Origin of the sequence: Delftia lacustris, from assembly GCF_040267515.1 — a bacterium.
GTDB lineage: Bacteria > Pseudomonadota > Gammaproteobacteria > Burkholderiales > Burkholderiaceae_C > Comamonas > Comamonas tsuruhatensis.
This window is the reverse complement of the sequence record NZ_CP141274.1, coordinates 5,847,574-5,872,435: the sequence shown is the minus strand read 5'-3', so window position 1 is coordinate 5,872,435 and position 24,862 is coordinate 5,847,574. Positions and strand designations below refer to the sequence as shown.

General features: G+C 63.6%; 20 protein-coding genes and 1 tRNA gene. 7 read left to right on the top strand and 14 right to left on the bottom strand.

Annotated features, from left to right (window positions below; translation table 11 throughout):
* Positions 1 to 375: 375 nt before the first annotated feature.
* Positions 376 to 1,035, bottom strand: a complete 660-nt coding sequence (locus U6958_RS28415; protein WP_074922797.1) for a hypothetical protein — start codon at positions 1,033 to 1,035, stop codon at positions 376 to 378.
* Positions 1,036 to 1,141: 106 nt separating this feature from the next.
* Between U6958_RS28415 and U6958_RS28410 the strand changes: the two genes are divergently transcribed.
* Positions 1,142 to 1,714 carry a helix-turn-helix domain-containing protein gene (locus U6958_RS28410; RefSeq protein WP_225971056.1) on the top strand — a complete coding sequence of 191 codons (573 nt, stop codon included), beginning with the start codon at positions 1,142 to 1,144 and terminating at the stop codon, positions 1,712 to 1,714.
* Between the two features lie 19 nt (positions 1,715 to 1,733).
* Here the strand turns inward: U6958_RS28410 and U6958_RS28405 are convergent, their stop codons facing one another.
* From U6958_RS28405 to U6958_RS28390, 4 genes are all read right to left on the bottom strand, one after another.
* Positions 1,734 to 2,492 (bottom strand): DUF2182 domain-containing protein, encoded by a 759-nt coding sequence (locus U6958_RS28405; RefSeq protein WP_074922798.1) that lies wholly within the window; start codon positions 2,490 to 2,492, stop codon positions 1,734 to 1,736.
* 9 nt (positions 2,493 to 2,501) lie between these two features.
* The gene (locus U6958_RS28400; RefSeq protein ID WP_227468446.1) at positions 2,502 to 3,998 is read right to left on the bottom strand and encodes a tyrosinase family protein; all 1,497 of its coding nucleotides are present in this window, start codon (positions 3,996 to 3,998) and stop codon (positions 2,502 to 2,504) included.
* 329 nt (positions 3,999 to 4,327) lie between these two features.
* Positions 4,328 to 6,400 (bottom strand): IPTL-CTERM sorting domain-containing protein, encoded by a 2,073-nt coding sequence (locus U6958_RS28395; RefSeq protein WP_244160496.1) that lies wholly within the window; start codon positions 6,398 to 6,400, stop codon positions 4,328 to 4,330.
* A gap of 886 nt (positions 6,401 to 7,286) precedes the next feature.
* Complete coding sequence (locus U6958_RS28390; protein WP_034347780.1) at positions 7,287 to 7,700, bottom strand: helix-turn-helix domain-containing protein; 414 nt, start codon at positions 7,698 to 7,700, stop codon at positions 7,287 to 7,289.
* 94 nt (positions 7,701 to 7,794) lie between these two features.
* Between U6958_RS28390 and U6958_RS28385 the strand changes: the two genes are divergently transcribed.
* Both U6958_RS28385 and U6958_RS28380 read left to right on the top strand, forming a co-directional pair.
* Positions 7,795 to 8,748, top strand: coding sequence for an aromatic alcohol reductase (locus U6958_RS28385; RefSeq protein ID WP_074922799.1), 954 nt, complete (start codon positions 7,795 to 7,797; stop codon positions 8,746 to 8,748).
* A gap of 175 nt (positions 8,749 to 8,923) precedes the next feature.
* Positions 8,924 to 10,084 carry an IS30 family transposase gene (locus U6958_RS28380; protein ID WP_016448150.1) on the top strand — a complete coding sequence of 387 codons (1,161 nt, stop codon included), beginning with the start codon at positions 8,924 to 8,926 and terminating at the stop codon, positions 10,082 to 10,084.
* Between the two features lie 400 nt (positions 10,085 to 10,484).
* Here the strand turns inward: U6958_RS28380 and U6958_RS28375 are convergent, their stop codons facing one another.
* The 3 genes from U6958_RS28375 to U6958_RS28365 form a co-directional block, all read right to left on the bottom strand.
* A complete protein-coding gene (locus U6958_RS28375; protein WP_143044731.1) occupies positions 10,485 to 11,714 on the bottom strand; it encodes a multidrug effflux MFS transporter in 1,230 nt (409 codons plus the stop codon).
* Positions 11,711 to 12,148 carry a helix-turn-helix domain-containing protein gene (locus U6958_RS28370; RefSeq protein WP_016454547.1) on the bottom strand — a complete coding sequence of 146 codons (438 nt, stop codon included), beginning with the start codon at positions 12,146 to 12,148 and terminating at the stop codon, positions 11,711 to 11,713. Before U6958_RS28370 ends, U6958_RS28375 begins: the two co-directional genes overlap by 4 nt.
* Before the next feature lie 103 nt (positions 12,149 to 12,251).
* Positions 12,252 to 12,395 (bottom strand): hypothetical protein, encoded by a 144-nt coding sequence (locus U6958_RS28365; protein WP_156815064.1) that lies wholly within the window; start codon positions 12,393 to 12,395, stop codon positions 12,252 to 12,254.
* A 17-nt stretch (positions 12,396 to 12,412) separates the two neighbouring features.
* Between U6958_RS28365 and U6958_RS28360 the strand changes: the two genes are divergently transcribed.
* The 3 genes from U6958_RS28360 to U6958_RS28350 all read left to right on the top strand — a co-directional run bounded on the left by U6958_RS28360 (position 12,413) and on the right by U6958_RS28350 (position 14,524).
* Positions 12,413 to 13,216, top strand: a complete 804-nt coding sequence (locus tag U6958_RS28360; RefSeq protein ID WP_017405393.1) for an SDR family oxidoreductase — start codon at positions 12,413 to 12,415, stop codon at positions 13,214 to 13,216.
* 34 nt (positions 13,217 to 13,250) lie between these two features.
* Complete coding sequence (locus tag U6958_RS28355; RefSeq protein ID WP_017405392.1) at positions 13,251 to 13,547, top strand: YciI family protein; 297 nt, start codon at positions 13,251 to 13,253, stop codon at positions 13,545 to 13,547.
* Positions 13,548 to 13,715: 168 nt separating this feature from the next.
* Positions 13,716 to 14,524, top strand: a protein-coding gene (locus U6958_RS28350) for an IS5 family transposase (protein ID WP_156815040.1) whose coding sequence is annotated in 2 segments (ribosomal slippage) — positions 13,716 to 14,046 and positions 14,046 to 14,524 — 810 coding nt in all. Because the reading frame shifts where the segments join, the coding sequence is not laid out codon by codon here.
* Between the two features lie 275 nt (positions 14,525 to 14,799).
* Here the strand turns inward: U6958_RS28350 and U6958_RS28345 are convergent.
* From U6958_RS28345 to U6958_RS28320, 6 genes are all read right to left on the bottom strand, one after another.
* Positions 14,800 to 14,874, bottom strand: a tRNA-Arg gene (locus U6958_RS28345).
* 77 nt (positions 14,875 to 14,951) lie between these two features.
* Positions 14,952 to 19,271: a translocation/assembly module TamB domain-containing protein gene (locus U6958_RS28340; RefSeq protein ID WP_074923037.1), complete on the bottom strand. Its 4,320-nt coding sequence runs from the start codon at positions 19,269 to 19,271 to the stop codon at positions 14,952 to 14,954.
* Positions 19,272 to 19,273: 2 nt separating this feature from the next.
* Positions 19,274 to 21,196 (bottom strand): autotransporter assembly complex family protein, encoded by a 1,923-nt coding sequence (locus U6958_RS28335; RefSeq protein WP_374725853.1) that lies wholly within the window; start codon positions 21,194 to 21,196, stop codon positions 19,274 to 19,276.
* Positions 21,197 to 21,200: 4 nt separating this feature from the next.
* On the bottom strand, positions 21,201 to 22,388 hold the full coding sequence (locus U6958_RS28330) for a VWA domain-containing protein (protein WP_016453729.1): 1,188 nt from the start codon (positions 22,386 to 22,388) through the stop codon (positions 21,201 to 21,203).
* A gap of 31 nt (positions 22,389 to 22,419) precedes the next feature.
* On the bottom strand, positions 22,420 to 23,154 hold the full coding sequence (locus U6958_RS28325; RefSeq protein ID WP_046987466.1) for a GNAT family N-acetyltransferase: 735 nt from the start codon (positions 23,152 to 23,154) through the stop codon (positions 22,420 to 22,422).
* An 8-nt stretch (positions 23,155 to 23,162) separates the two neighbouring features.
* Complete coding sequence (locus U6958_RS28320; protein ID WP_016450128.1) at positions 23,163 to 24,017, bottom strand: MoxR family ATPase; 855 nt, start codon at positions 24,015 to 24,017, stop codon at positions 23,163 to 23,165.
* Positions 24,018 to 24,133: 116 nt separating this feature from the next.
* Between U6958_RS28320 and U6958_RS28315 the strand changes: the two genes are divergently transcribed.
* A complete protein-coding gene (locus U6958_RS28315) occupies positions 24,134 to 24,808 on the top strand; it encodes a cytochrome c (protein ID WP_016450129.1) in 675 nt (224 codons plus the stop codon).
* The last annotated feature ends 54 nt before the right edge of the window (positions 24,809 to 24,862 follow it).

Here is a 24,862-nt window from a genome sequence, read left to right as displayed (position 1 = left end):
CAGCACGAGCGCCCCGAACCAACCCTCGCCGCCCGCCTGTACCAAGAGTTCCAGCGCTTGAACTTCACCGAATGGCCCACAAAGCCGGCCAGGACCAACGGACCCTGAAGCAGTCCGAGTCCGGCGACCTTGTCCCTGACGCCACGGCGTTGCAGCAACTGCACCTTGCTGGAGTCGATATTGGCTAGGTGCTGTTGTCTCTGCGCTCCGCCACGCCCGACGCCGATGTGCAGACGCGGCTTGCGCGTGGCGAGGCCTTTGTGGGTCGGTGTGGCGTGGCAGGCCTCGCAGGCGCAGGACACGCGGCTGGGCGAAGTGCGCGAGGCCGTGCTGCGGCTGGAGAACGTGGTCGTTCAGGGCTGATCCGCACCCGGTTCACCCCGGGCGGCCCATGCCGCCTTCAAAGACATCGCGCACGTCACGAAGGGTCTGCGAGCCCCATTCATCACGGTGCTCGCCATGCAGGGCGGCCGCCACGTAAACGATCTCCGACAACTGCGAGATGCGTGCCGCCATGCCGTGCGCCACGATATGGCTCTCCGTGTTCTGGTAGTCGCCCATTTGCATCAGCACCTGCGCCAACTGCTGGACCTCGTAGTTGGCCTCGCGGGCCAGTTCGCGCCACTGCGATGGCGTTGCACCGGTGTCCAGCCTCGCTTGCAATTCGTACAGCGTGGTGCGCGGAAACACGATCCCGTCCACCGGCGTCTCTGATATCTGAGCCAGCGCCTGGGCCGCTACTGCCAGCAGGCGGGTGCGTGGGCCTGACTCCGCATCGCCGGGCACCAGCCGCGCCGAATTGATGCAGGCGGCCACGTCAAACGCCGTGTTCTGCAGATCGCACGTCGAGCCGGGCTGCGCCGCGTGGCGTGCCACATCGCTGGCGATGCGCAGCAGGCGGTCGGACTCCCCGCTGTGCCGGTGCTTCTCGTCGGTCATCGCGGCCTGCGTGAGTGCTTCAGCGGCCTGCAGGAACAGCGCGCGGTCCGCCTTGGCGAGCTTCTTGCGCGACGGTTTGGCGGCGGAGTGCTTCATGGACCTCCTTCGTGCAACGTACAGGCGCGCAAAGGAGCCGCCTGAGGGGTCAGGTAGTATTTGAAGTCAAGGTCTACAAGGTACATCGACTATTGCACGGAAATCCGTGGTCGTCAACAAGATGAATGCAGAAATCCGTGTAATTTTTGGTGAACGCCTTCGTCAGGAGCGCGAGCGTCTCGGCCTGTCTCAAGCGGACATGGCCAAGCTGGGCGGCACCAAAATGCGCACTTATCAGGACTGGGAGCGTGACGTGGCAACCGTCAGCGCCGAGTTTCTTGCACGGATTTCTGCGCATGGCCTGGACATTTCCTTTGTGCTGACCGGCCTCCGCTCGTTTGATCCGAACGCCATCCAGCATGAGCGCCCCGAACCCACCCTTGCCGCCCGCCTGCAACAGGAACGCCAGCGCCTGAACCTCAGCGAAGCCGAACTCGCCCGCAAGGCCGGCCAAGCCAAACAGGTCCTGCAGCAATTCGAGTCCGGCGCCCTCGTCCCCGACGCCACGGCACTGCAGCAATTGCACCTTGCCGGCGTCGATATCGGCTACGTGCTGCTGTCCCTGCGCTCCCATGCGCCCGACGCCGATGTACAGGCACTGCTGGCGCATTACGGCAAGGCGACGGACGCTGGGCGCGCGCTGGTGCGAGGGGTGGCGGAGCTGGCCGGGCGGGGGTGAGGCTCACCCTCCACAGGGTTCAGTGTCTTGTCGCCCGGCCCAGCGACGTGCGCGGCTTGCCGTGCAGAAGGCGCCGCAGGACATAGGGCAGGCGCCAGGCGGGCCGCAGCGATGGGCCTGTGCGCTCGACAAAAAGCAAAACGGCAGCAACAGCCATGGCCGGCAGGTGCCAGGCCGCGGGAAAGGCAAAGGGCGCCAGCATCCACGGCCAGCATGCCGTGGCGCATGCCACGCCGGTTCGCAGTCCGTGCTGCAGGCTGTCCCGGTTGGCCGTGGGGCCGCTGGCGGCCACGGGGTACAGCCTGTGGCAGGCATTGTGGGCGCGTGTTCCTGCGGGCGATGAACTCCACAGGACCGCCACGGCAATGCAGGCAAGAATGAGCGCGGGATGCGCTGCTGCGTGCAAGAGGGCGGCAAGCGGCACCATGACCAGCCCGGCTGCCATCCACACCAGCGCATAGCCCGTAAGCAGCAGGCCCGCCGCCGGCAGGCGCCGGCGGGCCACGCTCGATCGCATGGCGTGGCGCACCTGCCGCAGTGCCAGCAGCGGCATCATGGCCAGGACCATGGCCAGCCATGCCACACCGAGGATGCCGAGCGTGTGCCCGTCCAGCACCAGCGACGACAGGTCGGCCAGCGTGACCGAGGACAGCGAGCCGCACAGCGACAGGCCGGGCGTGGCAGGCGGGCTGATGGCCAGGCTGATGAAGCCTGCCCCCGACACGGCCATCAGTGCTGGCGCGGGAGCGGTCCGCAGGTCTCTCAGCAGCGCGTCCATACACGAGCCTTAGCGGGTGGCGTCCTGTGCGACCACGCTCACGCGGTCCACGGTGATTTCGCGCCCGGGATCGGCTTCGGGCTGTTCGATGGCCACGTTCAACTGGTCCAGACTGCCGCCTGCGTCCAGGATGGCCTGCGTGGCATCGGTGATGTCGATGGTGGCGCCCAGTCCGTTGCCTCCATGCGGTCCGTCGCTGGCCGAGGCCTTGGCCAATCCGAACAGGGCGACGGTGTCTGCATGCCGTGCCGCCGCCCCGGGCGAGCCGATGGAGACCGTCAGCACGCCGCTGGGCGCATTGCCGCGAATGCCTTCCAGGTGAAGAAAGTAGCGCTGTGGCCGCGGCAGCGCGGCGCCTGCCTGCAGCAACTCGACCTTTGCGGCACCGGGGTCCGCGATCGATACGGTGGTCAGCCGCGGCGTGCGGCCCACGATGACCCGCTCCGCATTGGAGCCCAGTACACGCGGCGCGGGCGGCGGGACCGTCGAGAATTCTGCGGGCATGTCGATCTCCTGCGGTGTGAGGCCTGCCGTGCTGGCCGTGAGCGTGGTGGCGCCCGTGCCGCTGGTCAGATTGTCATAGTCAGGGGCCAGCGCACCGCCAGGCAGGGTTTCACCCGGATCATAGGAGGCCAGCTTTCCTTCGGTGTCCGGCATGACGAAGCCGCGGCCGGCAGGTCCGTTGCTCCAGGCGGCGCTGTTGTCCTGGATGTTGCCGGGCTGGGTCAGCCAGGCGGCCCAAAGCCGGTCCACATTGCAATGGTGCACCCAGAAAATCGGGTCCAGGGCGGCATAGTCGGGGTCTGACATGAATCCATAGGGCTCCTGCAGTCCGCCGACCATGATGTGAACCAGATTGTGCGGATTGGATTCAATGGCGCCAGTGTCGCTGCCGTCATGGGAAAAGGCGGTGATGCCACCGCCGTATTCCAAGGTGCCGGGAGCGCTGGTGAAGCGGTGGTAGTCCTGGCAACCCAGCGTGATATCACGGGGAATGTCAGGCGTTGGTCCCAGGCGCTTTGACCCATTGCGCCTGGCCTTGGCCAGGAAATTGGGAGAACCATCCGGCAATTTCTCTTCCAGGAAAGCCTGGGGTATGTTGCGTGCGGCCTGATTGCTGGAATTCAGGTAGTTCCAATAGGGAAGCGCCCAGTCCGCAGGACCGCCAAGCTCCTTGACGGTCTTCGCCACAATGGCTTCGAATGCGGCGAGATAGCCGCGATGCCAGGGAAGAAAGTACCAGGTGCCATGCTGGCATTGGTCCCACATCTCCTCGGTTTCGGAGGTGGGTGGCAAGGGGTCCTTGGCCGAAAGCACGCCGGCACTGATCCAGCCGCTCTTGTTGATGCCATGAATGGCGGCAAGATATCTCCAGCTGGTCCTGTCCGTAATGGGAAGAGAGTAAAGGTGCCCCACGGCTTTGGAATACCAGATTAGCGTTTCATTCCAGACAGTTCCACCTTGATTGACATCACGACGAATTCCAGTCATTGCGTTCTCCTCCATGAAAGTTGGAGACTGGAGTGTATGAAGGCGGATTTTATTTTGCAAGGAATTGTTTTTTTATTGTGTAGGGTAGGGCATTCCAATTGATATTGAGATCGCATTCACATTGTGATCATCTCAATGGGATTGAATTGAGGATTTACAGTATTGACCCATGGTAGGCATTGAGTCAGCTGACGGCGACGATTTTTTGTGTTGGAGCCGGGTTCTGGGTTCTTGCCATGGAGCTATCAAGGAAATGCATTGAGGGACGGCAGAGAGCGGTAAGCCCGGTTGCTCGCTTCGCGGTCGGTGAAATGAAAAAAGCCACCCGAAGGTGGCTTTTGTTTTCAGCCCTGGCGGCGGCGCATTCTTGCGATGCCGAACATGGCCAGAAGGGACGACAGCGCGATGATGCCCCATTCAGACAGGGTGGGAATCGCCGCAGTGCTGGCGGGTGCTGCCAGCAGTGCAAAGCCTCCCGGATCCTGGATGGATTGGTTGGCTATGCCGTCGTTGTCGCCGAGCCCGCCGTCGGTCAGCGTCAACGTGGCGCTCAGCCGGTCCGATGCCAGCACAGCACGGTTGGCAGGCAGTTGGTACCAGTGTGGTTGAGCACATGCTGCGCCTTGGCAGTTGAAACCATCAGGGCTGGGGCCGTACTTCATGTATACCGCGCCTGCAGGCACCGGTGTGCTGAAGTTCAGGGTGACGGTTGCATCGCTGCCCAGGTTGCCGCTGCTGAGATTCAGCGAGAGCAGTCCAGAGGGGAAAGTCACGCCTTGCGGAGCGGTCGCGGGTGGCGTGGTGCTGAAGCTGGCGTTGCTCACCTGCCAACCGTTGGCTGTCTGCAGTGCGACCATTGCCTTGCTGCCTCCAGCGGTGGACCAGGGGGCTTCGCAGCTGTTGGCGCTGCCGCCGTTCAAGCCCTGGCACTGCCAGGTGTATTTGCCACTGGCGCTGGAGATCGCCGTAGCCGTGCCCGCGCTGCACAGCCCCGCTGCAGGGGCCAATGCCGTGGCTTGGCCCGCCGCCGTGCCACAAGCGCCAGCGACTGGCACCTGTACATCAACGTTGTGCACGGTTCCTGTCGCGAAGCCCCCTGCAATGGGCTTGGCTGCTGCGGTGCTCTCGATGCCGGTGCCGCTGCTGTTGAGGTCCAGGCGCAGGCTGCCCGTGCCGCTGATGGCAGTGACGGGTACAGTCCATGTGATGCCGTTGTCGGCACTGGATGGCGTGCCCATCGTGCCGGTGGCGGTGCCTGTAGTGGTCAGCGCGAAATCGGTGCCATCCACTCCGTTGACCGCTTCGCTGAAGGTCACTGCGAAATTGATGCTTGTGGCGCTGGCTGATGGTGTGCCCTGCGGGGCAATCGATGCCACCGAGGGTCCACCCGGCGTGGCACTGGCGACGACGTTGCCGAGGAAGTCACCCCAGATCCATAAAGAAGAGGCGCCGGCTGCGGCAGATATCGTCTTGGTTTCCGTATCGGTGGCGACATCAATGACATGGACTGTGCCATTCGCTGTTACAGCATACAGCGCCGCATCGTTTGCCGAGATACCAAGGCCCGTGATACCTGAGACCTCACCGCTCAGTGTGAGCGTTTTCTGTGTTGAAGTGTTGGCAGTGTCAACGACGTGCAGTACATTGTTGTTTCCGCCAACATATAGTTTGCTGCCATTCTTTCGAACTGCTACTGCCTTGGCGGGGCCATTAATACCGCTTATTGTGATCTGAGTAACCGTGTTGTCTGCCAAATCGATGAGGCCAACCGTGTTGCCAGCATTGCTCGACGTATATAGTTTTCCGGCTCCTGTCGGGTCATAAGCCAAGCCAAATCCCGAATTTGAGACGTTTTCCAGTGTGGATAACGTGTTGGTGGCAGTATCCAGTTTTTTGATCTCACCAGTGTCTCCACACCGCACATAAAGTGAGGCACCGTCTTGGCTTAGTGCAGAGGAGATTGTCCAGCATCCCGTATTTAAGCTGGCAGTGATTTGTTTGGAGTTGGCGTCTATAATATGCAGCTTACTATTGACGTAATCACTGACGTAGGCGATGGCACCATTTGCAGAAAAGGTGATGGAGACAGATGATCCAGTGTTGTCGATAACTGCTTTTAGGGAGTTGTTTGTTGTGTCAATAACTCCCAGTTTGTTGTTGGATCTGTATTGCCCGAACCACGACTCATTGTTGGCGCCTGGTCGCAATGCAAGAGTGTAGATGTTATCATTTAACGTTGCGTCCATGCTTGCTGGACTTAATGTGGTGGCGAGTTCTCCAGTCGCGGTATTGATGACCGAAATTGTTCTGCTGTTTGAATTGGGAATATAGGCGTAATCGGCGGCGCTTACGGCACAGGCAATGAGTGAGAGCGAAGCGGCGGCGAGGACGTGCTGCAAAGAACGGCGCTGAATCATGTGTGGACACCTTTGAGGAAAACCCCTGAAAGCTTGCAATGCACGCCTTGAGGATTGGGGAGGCTGGAAAGAAGACTTGCTTAGACCGGAGGTTTGGGCCTTGGTCTCATAGTGAGACTTTTGCTACAAATTAGAACAAAAAGAAACATTCTGAATCTGAGCAAGTCTGAGCAGATCGCGTTACCAGGCGCGTCTTCAGAAGGTGCTGGGGTAGGAGAGAGTTGCGGAACGCCACTACACATTAGTTCTTCCGCCACTGATCTTTAGTTTTTTCGGGGCGCGCCCGCGCTGCCCAGCGGCGAAGCGAGGCCTGCAGGAGCACACAGAACTTTCGGCGAAAGGGTGGCGCTGAATCACCATGCAGCCTTGCGGGCTGTGTCCTAACGTCGCATTGAGGGCGCCCCTGGCCGTGGGGCTGAGCGCACCCAAAATCAGCCAGCCGTGCAGAATGACTGCCCTAGATCAGGCGCGAACGAGACCGAAGCCTCGGCTGGTGACCTCTGTGGAGTCGAAGGGAGGGAAGCTCCGCCTTCGTGGCACGATGGCGGGCCAGCCCTAGAGGGGAGCTTGACCAGGTCGGGCGCGGATGAGGAGCGAAGCCTCTGGCGATGACCTGTGCGGGGTGGTTTCGAGTACTCGGCCGACCTGCCTCACTGGCGCGATGAGGGGTGAGCATCTTTTGGATGGCTCAAATCGAGCCTGAGTGACGCGCCCCGGGACTTCGCGGCCACCATGCCGCCCGCTACAGGGAGGCTTATGCGAGACACCAGGGGCGCTTAGCGCTCCGTAGAAAGGCTTGCCCTCGCACAAGGACAGTTGTCGGCCAGAAGCTGCCGTTGGCAATGACTGCTTGGCTGACCGCTTTATTAGTCAACACCGCAGCAGCCTATGAGTCGGCATCGCGGTGAAGAGTGTCAAACGTTTGCCTAGCTTCCCGAAAGTGGTCTGCATTCTCGACGATCCACGTCCACAGCGGCACCATGCGCAGGAGCAACTCCATGCCGGTTTCCGACAGCTCGTATTCCACCCTGGGCGGCACCTCTTCGAAGTCATGGCGCAGCACTAAGCCATCACGCTCCAACTGCCGCAGTGTCAGCGTCAGCATGCGCTGGGTGACGCCGTGCATACGCCTGCCAATCTCCGCGTGGCGCAGCCTGCCATACACCCCCAGCGTATGAAGAATGCCAAGCGACCAGCGGTTTCCGGCATGCGCAAGCACCTCGCGTCGCACCCCATCGTCATCGTCTCGCAGGCCATCGCAAACGTTCTGCGCGTATTGAAGAATTTCGTCTCGGTTCACTGTGGTTTGCTCTCGGTATCACGCGTGTGCCTTCTTACATCATCTTCGGTGCGTGGCTAGACTGCCAGAACTCTCTCAATCTCCTGTCCACACGATGAACCAATTAGACCCTAGCGCGACGTCTCGAAGCATCCTCGTCCTCGGTGCCGGCGAACTCGGCCTGCCGGTGCTTCGCAACCTCGCACGTCGCGCCAAGAGCGTGGCTGGTAGCAAGATCAGCGTGCTGCTGCGCGCCAGCGCCGTGGATTCCTCCGCGTCTGCCAAGCAGCGGGATATCGCGGAGATTCGTAGCCTCGGCATCGAGATCGTCCTGGGCGACCTGGTGAAAAGCTCCATCGATGAGCTTGCCGTGGTTTTCGCACGCTATGACACGGTGATCGGGTGCGCTGGCTATGCAGCCGGCATCAACACACCGATGAAGCTGGCGCGGGCCGCGCTGCAGTCAGGCATTCCCCGGTACTTCCCCTGGCAGTTCGGGGTCGACTTCGACGTGATCGGCCGGGGCGGCCCGCAGGACATCTTCGACGCACAGCTCGACGTGCGTGAGCTGCTGCGCAGCCAGATTCAGACGGAGTGGGTCATCATCTCCACCGGCATGTTCATGAGCTACCTGTTCGAGCCCGAGTTCGGCGTCGTCGACCTGCACAACGATGCGGTCCACGCCCTGGGAAGCCTTGATACTGCAGTGACGTTGACCACTCCCGACGACATCGGCGCGCTGACGGCCGAAGTGGTGTTCGCCCAACCGCGCATCCGCAACGAGATTGTGTATCTGGCAGGCGACACCGTGACTTACGGCGAGGTGGCGGACAAGCTGGAGGCGGGCCTTGGCCGCTCTTTCACCAGGTCGGTATGGACCGAGCAGTACCTGCTGGATGAACTGGCGCGCGACCCGCAAAACATGATGAGCAAGTACCGTGCAGCCTTTGCCCAGGGGCGCGGCATGTCGTGGGCCAAGAGCGGCACGTTCAACCAACGCCGCTCCATTCCGGTAACGGACGTGTCGTCGTGGATTAATGCAAACCTGGCATCTCGCCGCGACAAATGATGGGTTTTAAGGCGAGCGTTTCTGGCTTCTCAGTTGGCAACGGAATCTGTCCGCAATCAGCGACGACTGCTCGAAAGCCGACTCCCGCAAACTGAAACTGAGCGACAGCAACGGGTTGTGAATTCAACCGGTCGATGCAACACAATGACTGCACCTGGCGCAAGGAGTGCTGGCCATGAAGCAACGACCTCGGATCTACTACACCGAAGCACAGAAGGCGATGATGTGGGATCGCTGGAGCAAGGGCGATACCCTGCACCAGATCGGCAAGCTGTTCGATCGGCCGCATACCTCCATTCAGAACATCCTGGCCGCAACCGGCGGAATCCGCCCGCCAGCGCGCCATCGATCACGATTGGCACTGACTCTCGCTGAGCGCGAGGAGATCTCGCGGGCATTGGCTGCGGGCGAATCCATCCACTGCGTTGCCGCGCGCTTGGGGCGAGCTGCATCCACTGTCAGCCGTGAGCTTCACCGCAACGGTGGCAAGAGTTGCTACAGGGCTGCGCGCGCCGATGAAGCAGCCTGGGAGCGTGCGCACCGCCCCAAGCCTTGCAAGCTGGCGAGCAATCCAGCCCTGGCGCAGATCGTGGCTGGCAAACTGCAGCATCGATGGTCGCCTGAGCAGATCGCCGGTTGGCTCAAACGGACCTACCCAGAGCAAAGGAGCATGCAGGTGTCCCACGAAGCCATCTATCGCACGCTCTTTGTCCAGACGCGGGGCGCTTTGAAGAAGGAGCTTCTGGAGCATTTGCGGCGCACCAGAGGCATGCGTCGTTCACGGCACTACACGCAAAAGACCAGTATCCATGGCCGAATCGTCGGTGCCGTCCCCATCAGCGAACGTCCGGCCTGTATAGAAGATCGGGCCGTGCCAGGGCATTGGGAAGGAGACTTGCTGTTCGGCGATGCTCATAGCCAGATCGCGACCTTGGTGGAGCGACACACGCGCTATGTGATGCTGGTCAAGCTGGTGGACAAAGACTCGTACACCGTGGCTGCGGCCCTAGCCAGACATGCCAGGAGCCTGCCGCATGAGCTCTACCGCTCCTTGACCTGGGATCGCGGCTCGGAAATGGCGGGGCACAAGCGCTTCACGTTGGCGACCGACATCCAGGTCTACTTCTGCGACCCGCACCATCCATGGCAACGGGGCACCAACGAGAACACGAACGGGTTACTCAGGCAGTACCTTCCCAAAGGCCTGGATCTGTCGGGCTACTCACAGGAGAGCTTGGATGCGATTGCAAGGCAGTTGAACCAGCGTCCCAGGAAGACGCTGGGGTTCAGAACACCTGCTGAAATGTTTGATGAGTGTGTTGCGTTGACCGGTTGAATCCACCGTCGGTAGCTGCCAAACGAGAGCCCCTGGCAACCCGCTACGCCGCCGCACATCGGCCCTGAGCGCTTGCGCCTCGGCCGATAGCTCGCTCCTCAGCCTTACTGGTCTAAAAAACTAAAGTCCAGTGGCGCGTTTTCCGTACAGACGAAAGTCCAGTGGCGCATCTCTCTAAAGATCGATGGCTCATGGCTTGCGAGGACGTGAGAAATCAACGAGTTATCTGCGTGACGCGCTGCGTGTTCAGTGGCGTTCCGCAAGAATTCTTCCAGTTGTGTGTTTGTGCTACAGGGGCAGGGTCCTGCGGCCATTGAGTCCTCACGCTGCGGCAGTCGGGCAAAGGCTCCATCCAATTCATGCTGGCGAAGGTGTGCCTCGTGTATCCACTGGAATCTCGTCAAAAACCAGCCGTCCTGGGCTGGTTCCAGAAAGTGATGAAAGCAAGAAGTGCGAAGACTGAGATAAGCAGTCCTACCGCCGCCATGTGGGAGATCCCTGCCATCGTGCTGACCAGCATGGCGCCAAGTGCTGCGCCGGACATCTGTATGAAGCCCAACATGGCGGAGGCTGCACCTGCTTGAGCTCCAAATGGAGAAAGCGCCTGTGCTGTACTGAGAGGATTGGCAACGCCCATTCCCATGAGGAAGACACAGAGCGCGAACGTGAACGCTGTGAGGCTGGATGGGTATCGAACCGAGGCCAGGTAGATCATCACGCCTCCAACCAAGGCCAAGACGATTCCGGCTTGGATGACTCGAGCTGCACCCCAGCGATGTGAAAGTCTTGGTACAGCGAGGCCTGCAGCAAAAACAACGGGCACCGTGGCTGCAAAAAAGAGCCCCATCTCCAGCGCGCTCAACTTGATGGCGCCCATCAGCACTGATGGAGCAGCAGCGAAGAATCCATAAAGCCCGCCTGTGAGACACATGACAGCGACGACTGGACGGAGGAAGCGTGGATCGATCAGAAGGCTGGCATAGATCCTGAGTATGGGGCCAACGGCAAGCGGCATCCGCCGCGACGCGACGTGTGTTTCTGGAAGTCGGAAGGCGTACCACATTGAAAGTGCAAGCCCGAAGGCACTGACCGTCAGGAAGGTCATGCGCCAGCCAATCATTTTCTCAGTCATGCCGCCCAGCAGCGGAGAGAACCCCGGGGCCGCGGCCATAGCCACGATCACCATCGCAAGAACGCGTGCCAGAGTTTCGCCTTCATACATATCTCTTGCGATCGCGCGTGCAAGTACGGACGCGGCGCATACGCCTGCAGCCTGTATTGCTCGGCCGACAATCAGTTCGGCTGGAGCCGCCGGCTGGGCACACACCACCCCGCCGGCCGCGAAGACCAGCAAGCCCCCTATGACCAGTTTGCGACGCCCGAAGCGATCAGACAGAGGTCCCACGAAGAGTTGCCCCGCCGCGAAAACTACGAAGAAGACACTGAGTGTCAGGCCGAGCTGGGCATCTGACGCACCCAGGGTTTTAGACATCGCCGGAAACGACGGCAGGATGATGTTGGTTGACAAAGCGCCTATCGCCGCGAGCGCAGCCAACAGAAGAACTACGCCACGGTTCGCTGTGCCTGCTTGATTTTCCGCCGGCACTGGAGCCCGACTGCTTGGCTTCATTCCGGCATCACCATGCGGATTTCGCGAGTCCCGATCTCTGCGCCGGTCTCTGCGTCGATCGCAATCGGCTTCAGATCGTTGCCCGTCTCGGCATCCAGAAACCGAACCAGCTTGCCTTCGCCACGGTGCTTTCGGCCCCAGGCAGCAATCATGAAGAGAACGGGCAAGTAGTCCCTCCCAGCTTCGGTCAGGACGTATTCCTCGCGAGGTGGCCGCTCCGAATACTGCCGCTTTTCCAGCAGTTGCTCATCCGTGAGCGTCGCCAAACGCTTCGTCAGCATCGTGGGAGCGATGCCAAGGCTTTTCCTGAACTGATCGAAGCGCGTCAGCCCAGCGTTCGCATCCCGCAGGATCAACATAGTCCACGCATCGCCCAGGAAGGCCAGGCTGCGCGCGATGGGGCAAGTGCTTTCAGAAGTTTTTTTCGAGTCCATATCATTTCAGTATTGACTAAGTACTGAAACGATACTAACATGCGCCCATCGTTCAGTCCAGCACCCACGCCCGAAAGGAGTCATGCGCGCAGAGAGCCCAGCCTCATCTTGAGAGGTAACGGTTGTGAGCCATGCCTTGGCTGATGAAGGCTTGTTCATGGTCGCGCTGCCAACCCCGATAGCAAATAGCCCAAAGCCCTTCTGCACGCACGTTCAGCCGGGCAAAGTTTTCAAGAATTTCCATCATCTACGGAGAAGCTACCCATGAAGAAGACAGTCCTAATCACCGGCGCATCCTCGGGCTTCGGCCTGCTGCTCGCCAACAGCCTGCACAACCAGGGCTTCGAAGTCATCGGCACCAGCCGTGAACCTGAAAAGCACGAAGGGAAGGTTCCCTTCAAGCTGCTGCGTCTGGACATCAGCGACGACAACTCCATCAACGCGTTCGCTGAAGAGCTGTTCCGCAGCGTCAGGCAGCTGGATGTATTGGTGAACAATGCCGGCTACATGGTGACGGGGCTGGCAGAAGAGACTCCCGTCGAATTGGGACGTCAGCAGTTCGAAACCAACTTCTGGGGCACGATCAAAGTGACGAATGCCTTGCTGCCCCGGCTGCGGGCGCAAAAGCATGGGCAGATCATCACAATCAGCTCCATCGTCGGCTTGATCGGCCCGCCGAATCTCTCGTACTACACGGCTTCAAAGCACGCAGTCCAGGGGTATTTCAAATCTCTGCGCTTCGAGCTGGATCCGTTCAACATCCAAGTCAGCATGGTGGAGCCAGTGTGGTTCAAGACCAACCTCGCTCATAACTCCGTGTCTCAATCAAGCGGGCGTATTGCTGATTACAACGCCTACCGCAAGCAAGCAGATGCTGCGACACAGAAGGGGATCGATGAGGCGGAGGCGCCCGACGCCGTCGTCAAAACGATTACCAAGCTGATCGATACCAAGAAGCCAAAGTTCAGTAATCCCGTTGGAAAGATGACAGGAATGATCCTGTTCCTGCAGAGCTATGCGCCCAAGATGTTCGAAGGGGCAATATTGAAGAGTGTGAAAACAGCTTGAATCTCAGCATCATTTATCTTTGAGAGGAGCCGAAATGAAATACTACCTGTGCAAATTTGTCCCGCCTCGCGCGAATTTCCTGGGCACCATGTCCGGCGAAGAAAAAACATGGATGATGCAGCATGGCGAATATATGAACGGTCTTCTCGAGCAAGGTGTGATCGTAGCGCACGGGCCTGTGATTGACGATGGTGATGGCTACGGCGTGTCTCTTTACCAGATCGCCGACAACCAAGAGATCGGTTCGTTTACATCCGAAGATCCCATCGTGAAGAATGGGATTGGCCACTATGAGCACTACACGATGGCCAGCTTGACTTCCCGCAGCTGAACGCATCTTTCTCCGCAGCAGCGTCTCTCTGCGCTGACTTGTCTTATTAACCAGGCTGTCATAAAAATGGTGGATATCAATTGGGGAAGTTGAAATGACTAGCTCTCTTAGAGTGGCTAACACCACTTCGTCACAGGCCCCCGCAGAGCAGTTATGCTCGCTGCCCTCATGGCACGACGACCTGTAAGCAAAGAACTGTGGCGACAGCTACAACCCCTCATCCCTGCCTTCGTACCTTCCGCCAAAGGCGGTGCGCGCAAGCTCGCAGTCAGCGATGAAGCCGCCCTCAACGGCATCCTGTTTGTGTTGCAAACAGGCATTCCGTGGGAAGACCTTCCCCAATCCCTTGGGTACGGCAGCGGCATGACTTGCTGGCGCCGCCTGCGCGACTGGAACGCTGCTGGTGTCTGGGAGCAGCTGCACCAGGCCATGTTGACTCGCTTGCGTGAACATGACCAGATTGATTGGAGCCGGGCTAGCATTGATGGCTCCTCGGTACCAAGCCCCCGGGGGGCCAGGAAACGGGCCCCAACCCCACGGACAGAGGCAAGCTCGGCTCCAAGCGGCACATCGTCGTAGATGCCAGAGGCATCCCGCTGGTGATCTTGGTCAGCGGCGCGAACCGGCACGACTCCAAGATGTTCGAGAGGTGCGTGGACGCGATTCCTGCGATTGCAGGCTTGGGAGGGCGCCCCCGCAAAAGACCATCGAAGTTGCACGCCGACAAGGGCTATGACTACAAGCGTTGCCGTGCGCACTTGAGACAACGGGGCATCGCCAGCCGCATTGCCAGGCGAGGCGTTGAGAGTAGCGAGCGACTGGGCAAGCATCGCTGGGTGGTGGAGCGGACCCATGGATGGTTTGCAGGCTTTGGCAAGTTGCGAATCCGCTTTGAAAGACGACTGGATATCCACGAAGCGCTGCTAAAACTGGCAGCGGCGATCATCTGTGCACGCTTCGTGGATCGGTGGTGTTAGCCACTCTAAGTGATTTGCCCTGCCTGAGCAGGCCCTGCGGTGGCGCTGGAGAAGGTTCGGCGCTGATGCGGGTACGCGCGCTTAGCTCGGGCCAAACGAAACGAAAACGGCCCCTTCGATTCCCATAAGGGCGCCGAGGGGGCTGTCGTCGTTTCCGTGTTGAGAGCCCACTGCGCGGGCATGCAATCCAGCTCTTGAGACCGTATTCATGTCCCACTTATGGCCCAGACACCCACTCAATGAGCTGTAAGTGGTTGTCGCCATTGGAAAATTGATGGTCCCTCCGACAGGAATCGAACCTGTATCTGGCGCTTAGGAGGCGCCCGTTCTATCCATTGAACTACGGAGAGGAGCAAACGGCGATTGTAAACCCATGGCGGGTCCGCCCCGCGCAGCGCCGGCAGGGCGGCTGCGCAGGGGTGGGGCGTCAGTCCTTGCGCACGGTGTAGATCAGGTCCAGCGCGCTGGTTTCCCCGGTCTGGCCGCGCAGGGTGAGGCGGCGCGAGAGGTCGTAGAAGATGTACAGCGTGCCCATGGCGCCCGAGAGGCTTTGCTCGTAGGTGACATAGAGGTCGCTGGACAGGCGCTTGCCCAGGGTGAGGGCGGCGCCGGTGGAGCCTTCGCCGCCCGGTCCCTTGAAGCCGATCTCGTCCAGGCCCAGGTTGCTGGCGATCTTGCCGCTGTTGTTGCGCCCGCCGCTGAGCAGGGACAGCGCGGCCTGCTGGAGCAGGGCGCTTTCGGCGCCGCCCGTGGCGGGGTCGCGGCCCATGACCACCCAGGAGAGCTTTTCGGCATCGGGCATTTCGGGGTCGGAGTACAGGCGCACGCGCGGGGCGTTGGCCGTGCCCTGCACCTGCACGCCTGCGCGCACGGCGATGTTCGGGCGCAGCGCCAGGATGTCCAGCGAGGGGTTGGCGTAGGGGCCGTTGAAGCGGATGAGGCCGGTCTCCACGTCCAGCGACTGGCCCCAGGCGCGGTAGCGGCCCTGCACGGTGCGGATCTCGCCGGTAATGCGCGGCGGGCCGCCCGCCACGGTGGGGCCTTGCACTTCCAGCGCGCCTTCCAGGCGGGTGGTGATGCCGTAGCCCTGCAGCGCGAAGTCGCGGCCCAGGTCAAGCTTGACGAGGATGTCGGGCAGCTTGATGGTTTCCGCGCGGGCCTGGGCCTTGCGGTCGGCCTGCTGCTGCTTGCGCGCCGCTTCCTGCTCGGCCTTGCGCGAGGCGGCCGAGTGCACGACCACGTCGGAGTCCAGCGAGGGCGCGGATTCCTCGGGCAGGATGATGGTGGCGCGGTCGGTGGTGAGGTCGCCGCGCAGCGTGAACTGGCCTTGCTCCAGCCTGGCCTGCAGGCCGCCCGAGACGCTGACCTGGCGGTCCGCGCGCACCAGCACCTGCAGCCTGGTGGCCTGGGCGCGCAGGTCCATGCTCAGGCCGGAGTTGCTGCCATCGGCGTTGGGCGGGTCCCAGCGCACGAAGCCCGAGCCCGTGAGTTCGCCGCCTTCGCGCGGTGCCGTGGTGAGGTTGCCGCTGTAGCCCAGGATGCGCGCATTGCTGCCGCGCCCGCCCTGCATGCGCAGCTCGGTCAGGTCCAGGCGGTTGCCTTGCAGGCGCGCGCGCAGCACGCCGTTTTGCAGGTCGATGCCGTCCAGCGCGGACAGGATGCTCAGGCCGTCGGCCGAGAGATTGCCCTGCCACTGCGGGTTCTGGCGGTCGCCGCTGATCTCGGCCTTGGCCTGCAGCGAGCCGGTGACGCGCCAGCCGGGCGGGGCGAACAGCGCCCAGATGCCGATGTCGGGCATGCGGGCGTCGATCTGGCCGGACAGAGGGGCCTTCTCGGGCCAGGTCCAGGTGCCGTCCTGCTGGGCCAGGCGCGTGCCCAGCTGCGCGGTCAGGGTGCCGGCGCGTTCGCTGTCCCAGTCGAGCTTGGCCTGCACGTCGTCGCCCTGGGCGCGCACGCTCAGGCGGGCCTGCTTGATGTGGGCGCGCATGCCGGCGCCGCGCACGGTATGCGTGCGCACTTCGCCGGGCTTGCTGGAGCGCGGCCCCGTGGTGTGGATGACGGTGGTGCCCGAGCCGTCTTCCACGGCCAGGCGCAGGTCGCCGGCTGCACGCTCGACCAGCAGTTCGGCCTTGAGCGCGGGGCCCGTCGTGTCGATGTCCCAGCGGGCGTTGAAGCTCAGGTCGCCGCTCAGGCCCATGGCGGCCAGCGGGGGCTCCTCGGCCATGGACAGGGCATCGACCCAGGCCAGCGGCAATGCCTGGGCGCGGCCTGTGCTGCGCAGGGCCCAGCGGCCGTCGCCGCCCTGGCTGGCGCGGGTGTCGTCCCAGGCCAGCAGCACGGGCTGGGGCGCTTGGGCATTGGTGCGGCGCTGGGGCAGGGTGGGCGGCGTGACCTGCAGGCTGCCGGCCGATGCCGTGAAGGCAGTGGACAGCACGGTGCGGCCCGTGGTGCGCTGGGCGATCCGTACGGGCTGGTTGCCTGCCAGTTGCAGCTGCCATGGGCCGGGCAGGTCCTGGCCCGGACTCAGCCGGGCCTGCAGCTTGTCGATGCTGGCCTGCCAGTCCAGGGGTGCGGCACCGCGCGCCGTGGCAAGGCCTGCCTGCAGGGCCGTGTCGATCTGCGCGGTCTGCGTGCCGCGCTTCGCCTGGCCGGCCAGGGTGAGGCTGGCCTGCTCGGGCGAGCCCTTAAGGGCCAGGCGCAGCTCGGGCAGCTCCAGCGCCTGCTCGGGCGGCGTGTTGGCGGGCAGGTAGCGCAGCTTGGCGGCCTGCAGGTCGGCCTGCAGCTGCAGGCCGCTGGCGGGCAGGGGGTCGCCCACGGCGGCCTTCATGCGCTTTTGCAGTGCGCCCCATCCGCCGCGCCAGCTGGCGTCCAGCTGGGCCTGGCCTTCGATCAGGGCGCCGGCCAGCGGGTCCTTCATGCCGGGCAGCTTGCGCAGCCACTGCGTGAGGGCGGTGAGTGACGACAGCTTGAGCTGGCTGCTGCCCTGGCCTGCGGCAGGGCTGATGTGGCCGTCCAGCGAGAGTTCGGCGCCGGGCAGCTGGGCCTTCAGCACGGTCTGCAGCTTTTGCTGTTCGGTGTCGAACTGCAGGCTGCGGCTGCGCACCGAGGCCTGCAGCGCATCAAGCTGCAGGTTCTCCAGCGACAGCACGGGCTGGGCCCAGCGGCCTTTGGTGGCGAGTTTTTCTATGCGCAGGGGCTGGCGCTTGGCGCCTGCGGGCGCTGCTGCGGCCTGGATGTCCACGCTGAAGTCCACCTGCTGCTCTGCCGTGGTGCTGGCGCGCAGCTCGCCCTGCAGCGGTGCGGCTTCCAGGAGGCTGTAGAGCGCGGCGGGGTCCAGGCGCTGGACCTTGGCCTGGCCTTCGAAGACCTTGGTGGCGGGCTCGAAGCGGCCCTGGGCGTCGATGCTGCCCGAGCCTATGGCGATCTGCGCCTGCTCCAGCAGCCACTGCTGGCCGTCATAGCGCACTGCGGCCTCGATCTGGTCCAGCGGCAGACGCTGGCGGTCCCAGGGGCCGGGCATGGCGTTGTTCAGGCGTGTCGTCAGCTGCCAGGCGGTGGTGGCGATGGCCGAGCCTGGTGCCTGGTCCGATGGCTGTTCCGTGGCGGGTGCCTGGGCTGTATCAGCTGCCTTGCCATCCGGCCCGGCCTGCAATTCGCCGCTGATGCGGGTGCGCGGTCCCTGGGGCCAGAAGGCGGCGATGTCGATCTGGCTGAGCTGGGCGCGCGCGGTCTGCAGCGGCTGGGGCTGCCAGGGCCGGATGCTGGCCTCGATGTCCGCATGCATGGGTTCGGACACGGGGGCGGCTTCCTTGCGCTCCCTGGCCTTGCCGTTCTTGCCATCGGCCCTGGCGGATTTCTGTACGGCGGCAGGGGCAGGCGTTTCCTCGGACACCGTCCCGGGCTTGGCATCAACCTGGAGCTTGATGCCCAGTTGCGCAGCGGCGGTGGCCAGGGTGCCGTCGATCTGTGCCTTGGCCTGCACGGCCAGCGGTGCAGGTTTGGGGGCCTTGGCTGCGGAGGCCTCGTCGTCCGAAGCCAGGGCAGGCGCCTGCAGGTCGCCCTGCAGCTCGGCCTGGATGGCCATGGGCGCGCGGGCCTGCAGGCGCAGCCTGGCCTGGTAGCTGCCATCGGCCCATTGCAGGTCGCGCACGTCCAGCTGGTGCTCGCTACCGTCGTAGGCGTAGTGGCCTTGCAGGCCCAGTACTTCGGCCTGGGGCGGGCCTTGCCAGACGATGCGCTCCACATGGAAGGGCACGTCGATCTTCACGGGCAGCACGAGCTGCTGCAGCGGCTCGACGGGTTTCTTGTCCTCGGGGTCGGGCGTGCTGGCAATGTTCAGCTCGGCGATGCGCACTTCGCCCAGGCGCACGGTGCGCGACAGCAGGGGACGCAATTGCCAGCCGATGGTGGCGTCGCGCAGCTCCACCTTCATGGTGGGGTTTTGCCATTGCAGCCAGCCGATGCGCCCGCCCTGGCGCAGGGTGCCGGTGACTTCCTTGGCCTGCAGGCTCTGGCCTGCGGGCAGCCAGCCGGCCACGCGCTGCAGGGTGTAGGCCAGCGAATCGGCACGGCCGCTCCACCACCAGGCGGAACCCAGCAGGGCGGCCAGCAGCAGGACCAGGACCAGGAAGAACCAGAGCAGGTAGCGCAGCCAGCGGCGGCGGGGCGCAGGCGACGGAGGGGACGCCTGGGGGCTTTGGTCTGGCGCGGCGGAGGAGGCAGGGGTATTCAAGCGGGAATCCACCATGGTCAGAAGTTGAAGCCCAGGCGCAGGTGCAGGCGCAGCTGCTTTTCCTGGGCGCCCCAGGCGATGTCGGCCTGCACGGGGCCCACGGGGCTGCGCCAGCGCAGGCCGGTGCCCACGCCCACGCGCATGTACATGGAGTCGGGCGCATCGCCCACGGTGCCGGCGTCCAGGAAGACGGCATGCTCCCAGTCCTGCGTGTTGCCCTTGATGACGATGGGCCGCTGCCACTCGATGCTGCCCACGGCCATGTAGCGCCCGCCGATGACCTTGCCGCTGTCGGTGCGCGCACCGATGCTCTGGTACCCGTAGCCGCGCACGGTGTTGTCGCCGCCGGTGATGAACAGCTGGGTGACGGGCAGGTCGGCATCCTTGCGGGCCAGCAGGGCACCGCCGGAGGCGCGCAGCGCCAGGCGGCTGCGGCGCTTGGTCTCGGGATCGACCTCGCCGATGGGAATCAGGCTGAGCCAGCGGCCCGAGACACGGCCGAACGGTGTGCGCTGGGGCGTGAGCGTGGTGCCCGCGCCGACTTCCCAGGCGAAGCCGAAGCCCGAGGAGGGCGCCAGCGTGCTGTCGAAGTAGCGGCCCGTCCAGCCGTAGTTGGCCGTGACCGACGAGCTGGACGGGGGCGCGCCCTCGCCCTGGGTCTTGGCGTAGTCGTACTGCAGGTAGTAGTTGCGGTCGATGTGGTCTTCGGACTTGGTGCGGCCGGCGCGCAGCTGCAGGCTGTTGACATCGAAGTCGCCCGAGGGCGCGCGCTCGGCCTTGGCCGTGGTGAACCAGCGCCACAGGGTTTCATCGGGCAGGGCGGTCCACTGCGTGGAGATCAGCGGGTTCTTGCGGTCGAAGCGCATGCGCGTGACGGCGCGCCAGCCCAGCCAGGGCAGGCGGTTGTGGATGTGGTCCACGCTCAGGCGCGGGCCGGTGTCGGTGCTCATGCCCACGCCGAAGACCCATTTCTGCATCTGGGCCTCGCGCACCTGGGCGATGACGGGCGTGGTGACCTGGGCGCCCTTGCGCTTGATGGCTTCCTCGTCCTCGGCGGCGCTGTCTCCCTGCTGGGGCACGTTGGCCAGCGTGAGGAAGACGGAGTCGTAGTAGCCGCTGCTGGCCAGGCGCAGCTGGGCATCGACCAGGGCGGTCTGGTCGTATTCCTCGCCCTCGGGCAGGCGTGCGATGCGGGCTGTCCCCACGGGGTCGTAGCGCTGGGCGCCTTCGATGCGCAGCGGGCCGAAGGTGTAGGCCGGGCCGGGCGCATAGGCCACGCTGACGTCGGCCTCGTGCGTGTCGGCGTCGACGTCGGCCAGGCTGGAGTCGATGCGCGCCAGCGGGTAGCGGCGCGACTGCAGCGTGCGCAGGCCCTGGCTCTTGGCCTGGCTCCAGCTGGCCTGGCTGAAGCGCTGGCCGGGCTGCAGCGGCCATTGGCTTTCGATGGTGGCGCGCTGCGAGGCGCCTTCGGGATCGTCGGCGTTGACGCCCGCAAAACGCACCTGGCTGCGCGCAATGGTGGCGGGCTCGCCCGGGTCCACCTTGACGGTGACCTCCAGCGGGGCCTCGTCGGATTCGGGCGTTTCCTTGATCTCCACCGTGACCGTGGGGCTGAAGTAGCCCAGCGTGCCGATCAGGTCGCGCACGTTGGCGTCGGTGGCGCCCAGCAGCCGCGTGAGTTCGCGCCGCTGCAGGTCGCTCTGGTAGCGGTAGCGGCGCAGTTCGAGGTGCTTTTCCAGCAGCTCGCGCACTTCCTTGGGCGCATCGACGACAAGGGAGAAGGCCGGGTCGCCGGTCGCTGCAATCAGCGACGGGTCCGTGTCCTTGTCATCATTCTTGGACGGCAGGAGGCTGCAGCCGCCGAGCATCAGGGCTGCACTCAACAGAAACAAAAACGCCGGCCCTCGGGCCGGCGCTGTCGCGGGGGGGAGCTTGGGCATCGGCCTATTTTGACAGCAGGCGCATGGCGTCTTCCAGACCTTTGAGTGTCAAAGGGTACATGCGGTTGCCCGTGAGCTGCTGGATGATGCTGATGCTCTGGCGGTACTGCCAGACGCCGGGCGGCTCGGGGTTGATCCAGGCAAAGCGCGGGAAGGCATGCGTCAGGCGCTGCAGCCATTCGGCGCCGGGCTCCTCGTTCATGTACTCCACGCTGCCGCCGGGCTGCAGGATCTCGTAGGGGCTCATGGTGGCGTCGCCCACGAAGATCAGCTTGTAGTCCTTGTTGTACTTGCGGATGATGTCCCAGGTCGGAAACTTCTCGGCGAAGCGGCGGCGGTTGTTCTTCCACATGAAGTCGTAGACGCAGTTGTGGAAGTAGTAGAACTCCAGGTGCTTGAACTCGCTCTTGACGGCGGAGAACAGCTCCTCCACGCGCTGCACGTGCTCGTCCATGGTGCCGCCCACGTCCATGAGCAGCAGCACCTTCACGTTGTTGTGGCGCTCCGGGATCATCTTGATGTCCAGGTAGCCCGCGTTGGCGGCCGTGCTGCGGATGGTGTCGGGCAGGTCCAGCTCCAGGTCGCTGCCTTCGCGTGCGAACTTGCGCAGCCGGCGCAGCGCCACCTTGATGTTGCGCGTGCCCAGCTCCTGCGTGTCGTCGTAGTCGCGGTAGGCACGCTGCTCCCAGACCTTGACGGCGCTCTTGTTGCGGCCCGGCCCGCCGATGCGCACGCCGGCCGGGTTGTAGCCGCCGTGGCCGAAGGGGCTGGTGCCGCCCGTGCCTATCCACTTGTTGCCGCCTTCGTGGCGCTCCTTTTGCTCCTCCAGGCGCTTCTTGAGCGTGTCCATCAGCTCGTCCCAGCCCATGGCTTCGATGGCGGCCTTCTGCTCGGGCGAGAGTTCGCGCTCCAGCAGCTTCTTCAGCCAGTCCTGGGGAATTTCGCGCGTGAGGTCGGCCACCATCTCCACGCCCTTGAAGTAGGCGGCGAAGGCGCGGTCGTACTTGTCGTAGTGCTTCTCGTCCTTGACCAGCACGGTGCGGCCCAGGTGGTAGAAGTCGTCCAGGCTCCAGGCGTCCTCGCTCCTGGGGCCGACCACGCCGGCCTGCAGCGCCTCCAGCAGGGTCAGGAACTCCTTGACCGAGACGGGCAGCTTGGCCGCGCGCATGGTGTAGAAGAAGTCGATCAGCATGGCATCTCCCGGGGGCCCGGCGTACGCGCCCTCATGTGCGCGCCACGGCGGTGCTGCCGTCCGAATGGCGCTGCAACTGGTCCAGCAACTGGGCGCGCGACTCGGGCCATTCGCCGCTGCGCAGGCTGTACATCACGGTGTCGCGGATGGTGCCGTCGCGGCGCAGCGCGTGGCCGCGGATCACGCCGTCCTTCCTGGCACCCAGGCGCTCGATGGCGCGCTGGCTGGCGAAGTTGAAGCAGTCCGTGCGCCAGCCCACCACATGGCAGGCCAGCGTGTCGAAGGCATGGCCCATGAGCATGAGCTTGGCCGAGGTGTTGACATGGGTGCGCTGCACGCTGCGCGCGTACCAGGTGTAGCCGATCTCCACGCGGCGCACCTCGGGCAGGATGTCGTGGTAGCTGCTGGTGCCCAGCACGCGGCCGCTGTCGTCGTCGAGCACGGCAAACGCGAAGCGCTTGCCCTGGCTGCGCTGCTCCAGCGCGGCCTCGATATAGGCGCGCACGTCGTCGGGCTCGGGCGCGGAGGTCACGCGGATGCGCCACAGCTGGCCGTCCTGCACGGCCTCGCGCAGCCCGGCTTCATGGGCGAGGGCCAGGGGCTCCAGCCGCACGCCGTTGAAGCGCATGACCACGGGCTGCACGAAGCCCTGGTGCGCCACGGCGCCAGCCACGGGGATGGTGGTGACCTGGCCGGTGATGGCCGGCACGCGCGATTCTGCGCCGGCGTGGTCGGGGCCTTCGGTGTCGGGCTTGGAATCCGGCATGGCTGGCCTCAGCGGTTGCGCTGGTTCATGAAGACCAGCTTCTCGAACAGGCTCACATCCTGCTCGTTCTTGAGCAGGGCGCCCACCAGCGGCGGCACGGAGACCTTGCCCTCGGCGGTCTGCAGCGATTCCACGGGAATGTCCTCGGCCACCAGCAGCTTGAGCCAGTCGATCAGCTCGCTGGTGGAGGGCTTCTTCTTGAGGCCGGGCAGGTTGCGCACGTCGTAGAACACCTTCATCGCGGCGGCCAGCAGCTCGCCCTGCAGCTTGGGGAAGTGCACGGCCACGATCTGGCGCATGGTGTCGGCGTCGGGGAACTTGATGTAGTGGAAGAAGCAGCGGCGCAGGAAGGCGTCGGGCAGCTCCTTTTCGTTGTTGGAGGTGATGAACACCAGCGGCCGGTGCTTGGCGCGGATCATCTCGCGCGTCTCGTAGCAGTAGAACTCCATGCGGTCGATCTCGCGCAGCAGGTCGTTCGGGAATTCGATGTCGGCCTTGTCGATCTCGTCGATCAGCAGGGCCACGGGCCGGTCTGCCGTGAAGGCCTGCCACAGCACGCCCTTGACGATGTAGTTGTGGATGTCCTTGACGCGCTCGCCGCCGTCGATGTCGGACAGTTGCGAGTCGCGCAGGCGGCTGACGGCGTCGTATTCATACAGGCCCTGCTGGGCCTTGGTGGTGGACTTGATGTGCCACTGCAGCAGCGGCATGTCCAGCGCGGCGGCCACTTCCTCGGCCAGCATGGTCTTGCCCGTGCCGGGCTCTCCCTTGACCAGCAGCGGGCGCTGCAAGGTGGCTGCGGCATTCACCGCGAGCATCAAATCTTGGGTGGCGACGTAGTTCTCGGAACCTTGAAATTTCATGGGCGGTATCAGCGTAAGTATTGATGGGGACGCTTGACGGTGACTGCCATAATCGTTCGCGCTACCCGCTCAGCAGTAGGCATCCGTCAGAACTCTTGAAGGATTGTGCGCGCAAAATGATAAAAACTTTGACCACGGTATTGGCGCTGGCTGTCGCATCTGTGACCTCTGTGGCACAGGCCCAGCAAAGCAAAGGTGACGCAAAGGCAGGGGAGGGGAAGATCGCCATGTGCATTGGCTGCCATGGCATCCAGGGCTACCAGGCCAGCTTCCCCGAGGTGTACAAGGTCCCCAAGATTTCCGGCCAGGGCGCACCCTACATCGTGGCCGCGCTGCAGGCCTACCAGAAGGGCGAACGCAAGCATCCCACCATGCGCGGCATTGCCGATCCGCTGACCGAGCAGGACATGGCCGACGTGGCGGCCTACTACGCCGAGCATGGCGTGGCCAAGGCCGCCGACGCCAAGGTCCGCGAGCCCAGCACCCAGGTCGCCGCGCTGCTGCAAAAGGGCGCCTGCGTATCCTGCCACGGCCAGGGCTTTTCCAAACCCATCGATCCCAGCTACCCCAAGGTGGCCGGCCAGTACGCGGACTATCTGTACTCCGCCCTCAAGTCCTACAAGACCGAAGGCAACCCCCATATCGGCCGCAGCAACGGCGTGATGGCCGGCATTGCCAAGCAGTTCACCAACAGCGAACTCAAGGCGCTGGCCAACTACATCGGCAGCCTCGATGGCGAGCTGCAGACCCTGCCCCAGCCCCATTTCCGCCTGGGCCACAAATCGCAGTGAATCGCGCGCAGCCCCATACCCCATAGCAAAAGCCCGCAATCGCGGGCTTTGTCT

What these genes read in the sequence shown, in the direction of transcription:
- U6958_RS28335 (WP_374725853.1), bottom strand. Translation starts at nt 21,196, where the DNA reads ATGCCCAAGCTCCCCCCCGCGACAGCGCCGGCCCGAGGGCCGGCGTTT.
- U6958_RS28415 (WP_074922797.1), bottom strand. Translation starts at nt 1,035, where the DNA reads ATGAAGCACTCCGCCGCCAAACCGTCGCGCAAGAAGCTCGCCAAGGCG.
- U6958_RS28385 (WP_074922799.1), top strand. Translation starts at nt 7,795, where the DNA reads ATGAACCAATTAGACCCTAGCGCGACGTCTCGAAGCATCCTCGTCCTC.
- U6958_RS28380 (WP_016448150.1), top strand. Translation starts at nt 8,924, where the DNA reads ATGAAGCAACGACCTCGGATCTACTACACCGAAGCACAGAAGGCGATG.
- U6958_RS28395 (WP_244160496.1), bottom strand. Translation starts at nt 6,400, where the DNA reads ATGATTCAGCGCCGTTCTTTGCAGCACGTCCTCGCCGCCGCTTCGCTC.
- U6958_RS28370 (WP_016454547.1), bottom strand. Translation starts at nt 12,148, where the DNA reads ATGGACTCGAAAAAAACTTCTGAAAGCACTTGCCCCATCGCGCGCAGC.
- U6958_RS28375 (WP_143044731.1), bottom strand. Translation starts at nt 11,714, where the DNA reads ATGAAGCCAAGCAGTCGGGCTCCAGTGCCGGCGGAAAATCAAGCAGGC.
- U6958_RS28405 (WP_074922798.1), bottom strand. Translation starts at nt 2,492, where the DNA reads ATGGACGCGCTGCTGAGAGACCTGCGGACCGCTCCCGCGCCAGCACTG.
- U6958_RS28400 (WP_227468446.1), bottom strand. Translation starts at nt 3,998, where the DNA reads ATGGAGGAGAACGCAATGACTGGAATTCGTCGTGATGTCAATCAAGGT.
- U6958_RS28355 (WP_017405392.1), top strand. Translation starts at nt 13,251, where the DNA reads ATGAAATACTACCTGTGCAAATTTGTCCCGCCTCGCGCGAATTTCCTG.
- U6958_RS28365 (WP_156815064.1), bottom strand. Translation starts at nt 12,395, where the DNA reads ATGATGGAAATTCTTGAAAACTTTGCCCGGCTGAACGTGCGTGCAGAA.
- U6958_RS28340 (WP_074923037.1), bottom strand. Translation starts at nt 19,271, where the DNA reads ATGGTGGATTCCCGCTTGAATACCCCTGCCTCCTCCGCCGCGCCAGAC.
- U6958_RS28320 (WP_016450128.1), bottom strand. Translation starts at nt 24,017, where the DNA reads ATGAAATTTCAAGGTTCCGAGAACTACGTCGCCACCCAAGATTTGATG.
- U6958_RS28330 (WP_016453729.1), bottom strand. Translation starts at nt 22,388, where the DNA reads ATGCTGATCGACTTCTTCTACACCATGCGCGCGGCCAAGCTGCCCGTC.
- U6958_RS28360 (WP_017405393.1), top strand. Translation starts at nt 12,413, where the DNA reads ATGAAGAAGACAGTCCTAATCACCGGCGCATCCTCGGGCTTCGGCCTG.
- U6958_RS28315 (WP_016450129.1), top strand. Translation starts at nt 24,134, where the DNA reads ATGATAAAAACTTTGACCACGGTATTGGCGCTGGCTGTCGCATCTGTG.
- U6958_RS28325 (WP_046987466.1), bottom strand. Translation starts at nt 23,154, where the DNA reads ATGCCGGATTCCAAGCCCGACACCGAAGGCCCCGACCACGCCGGCGCA.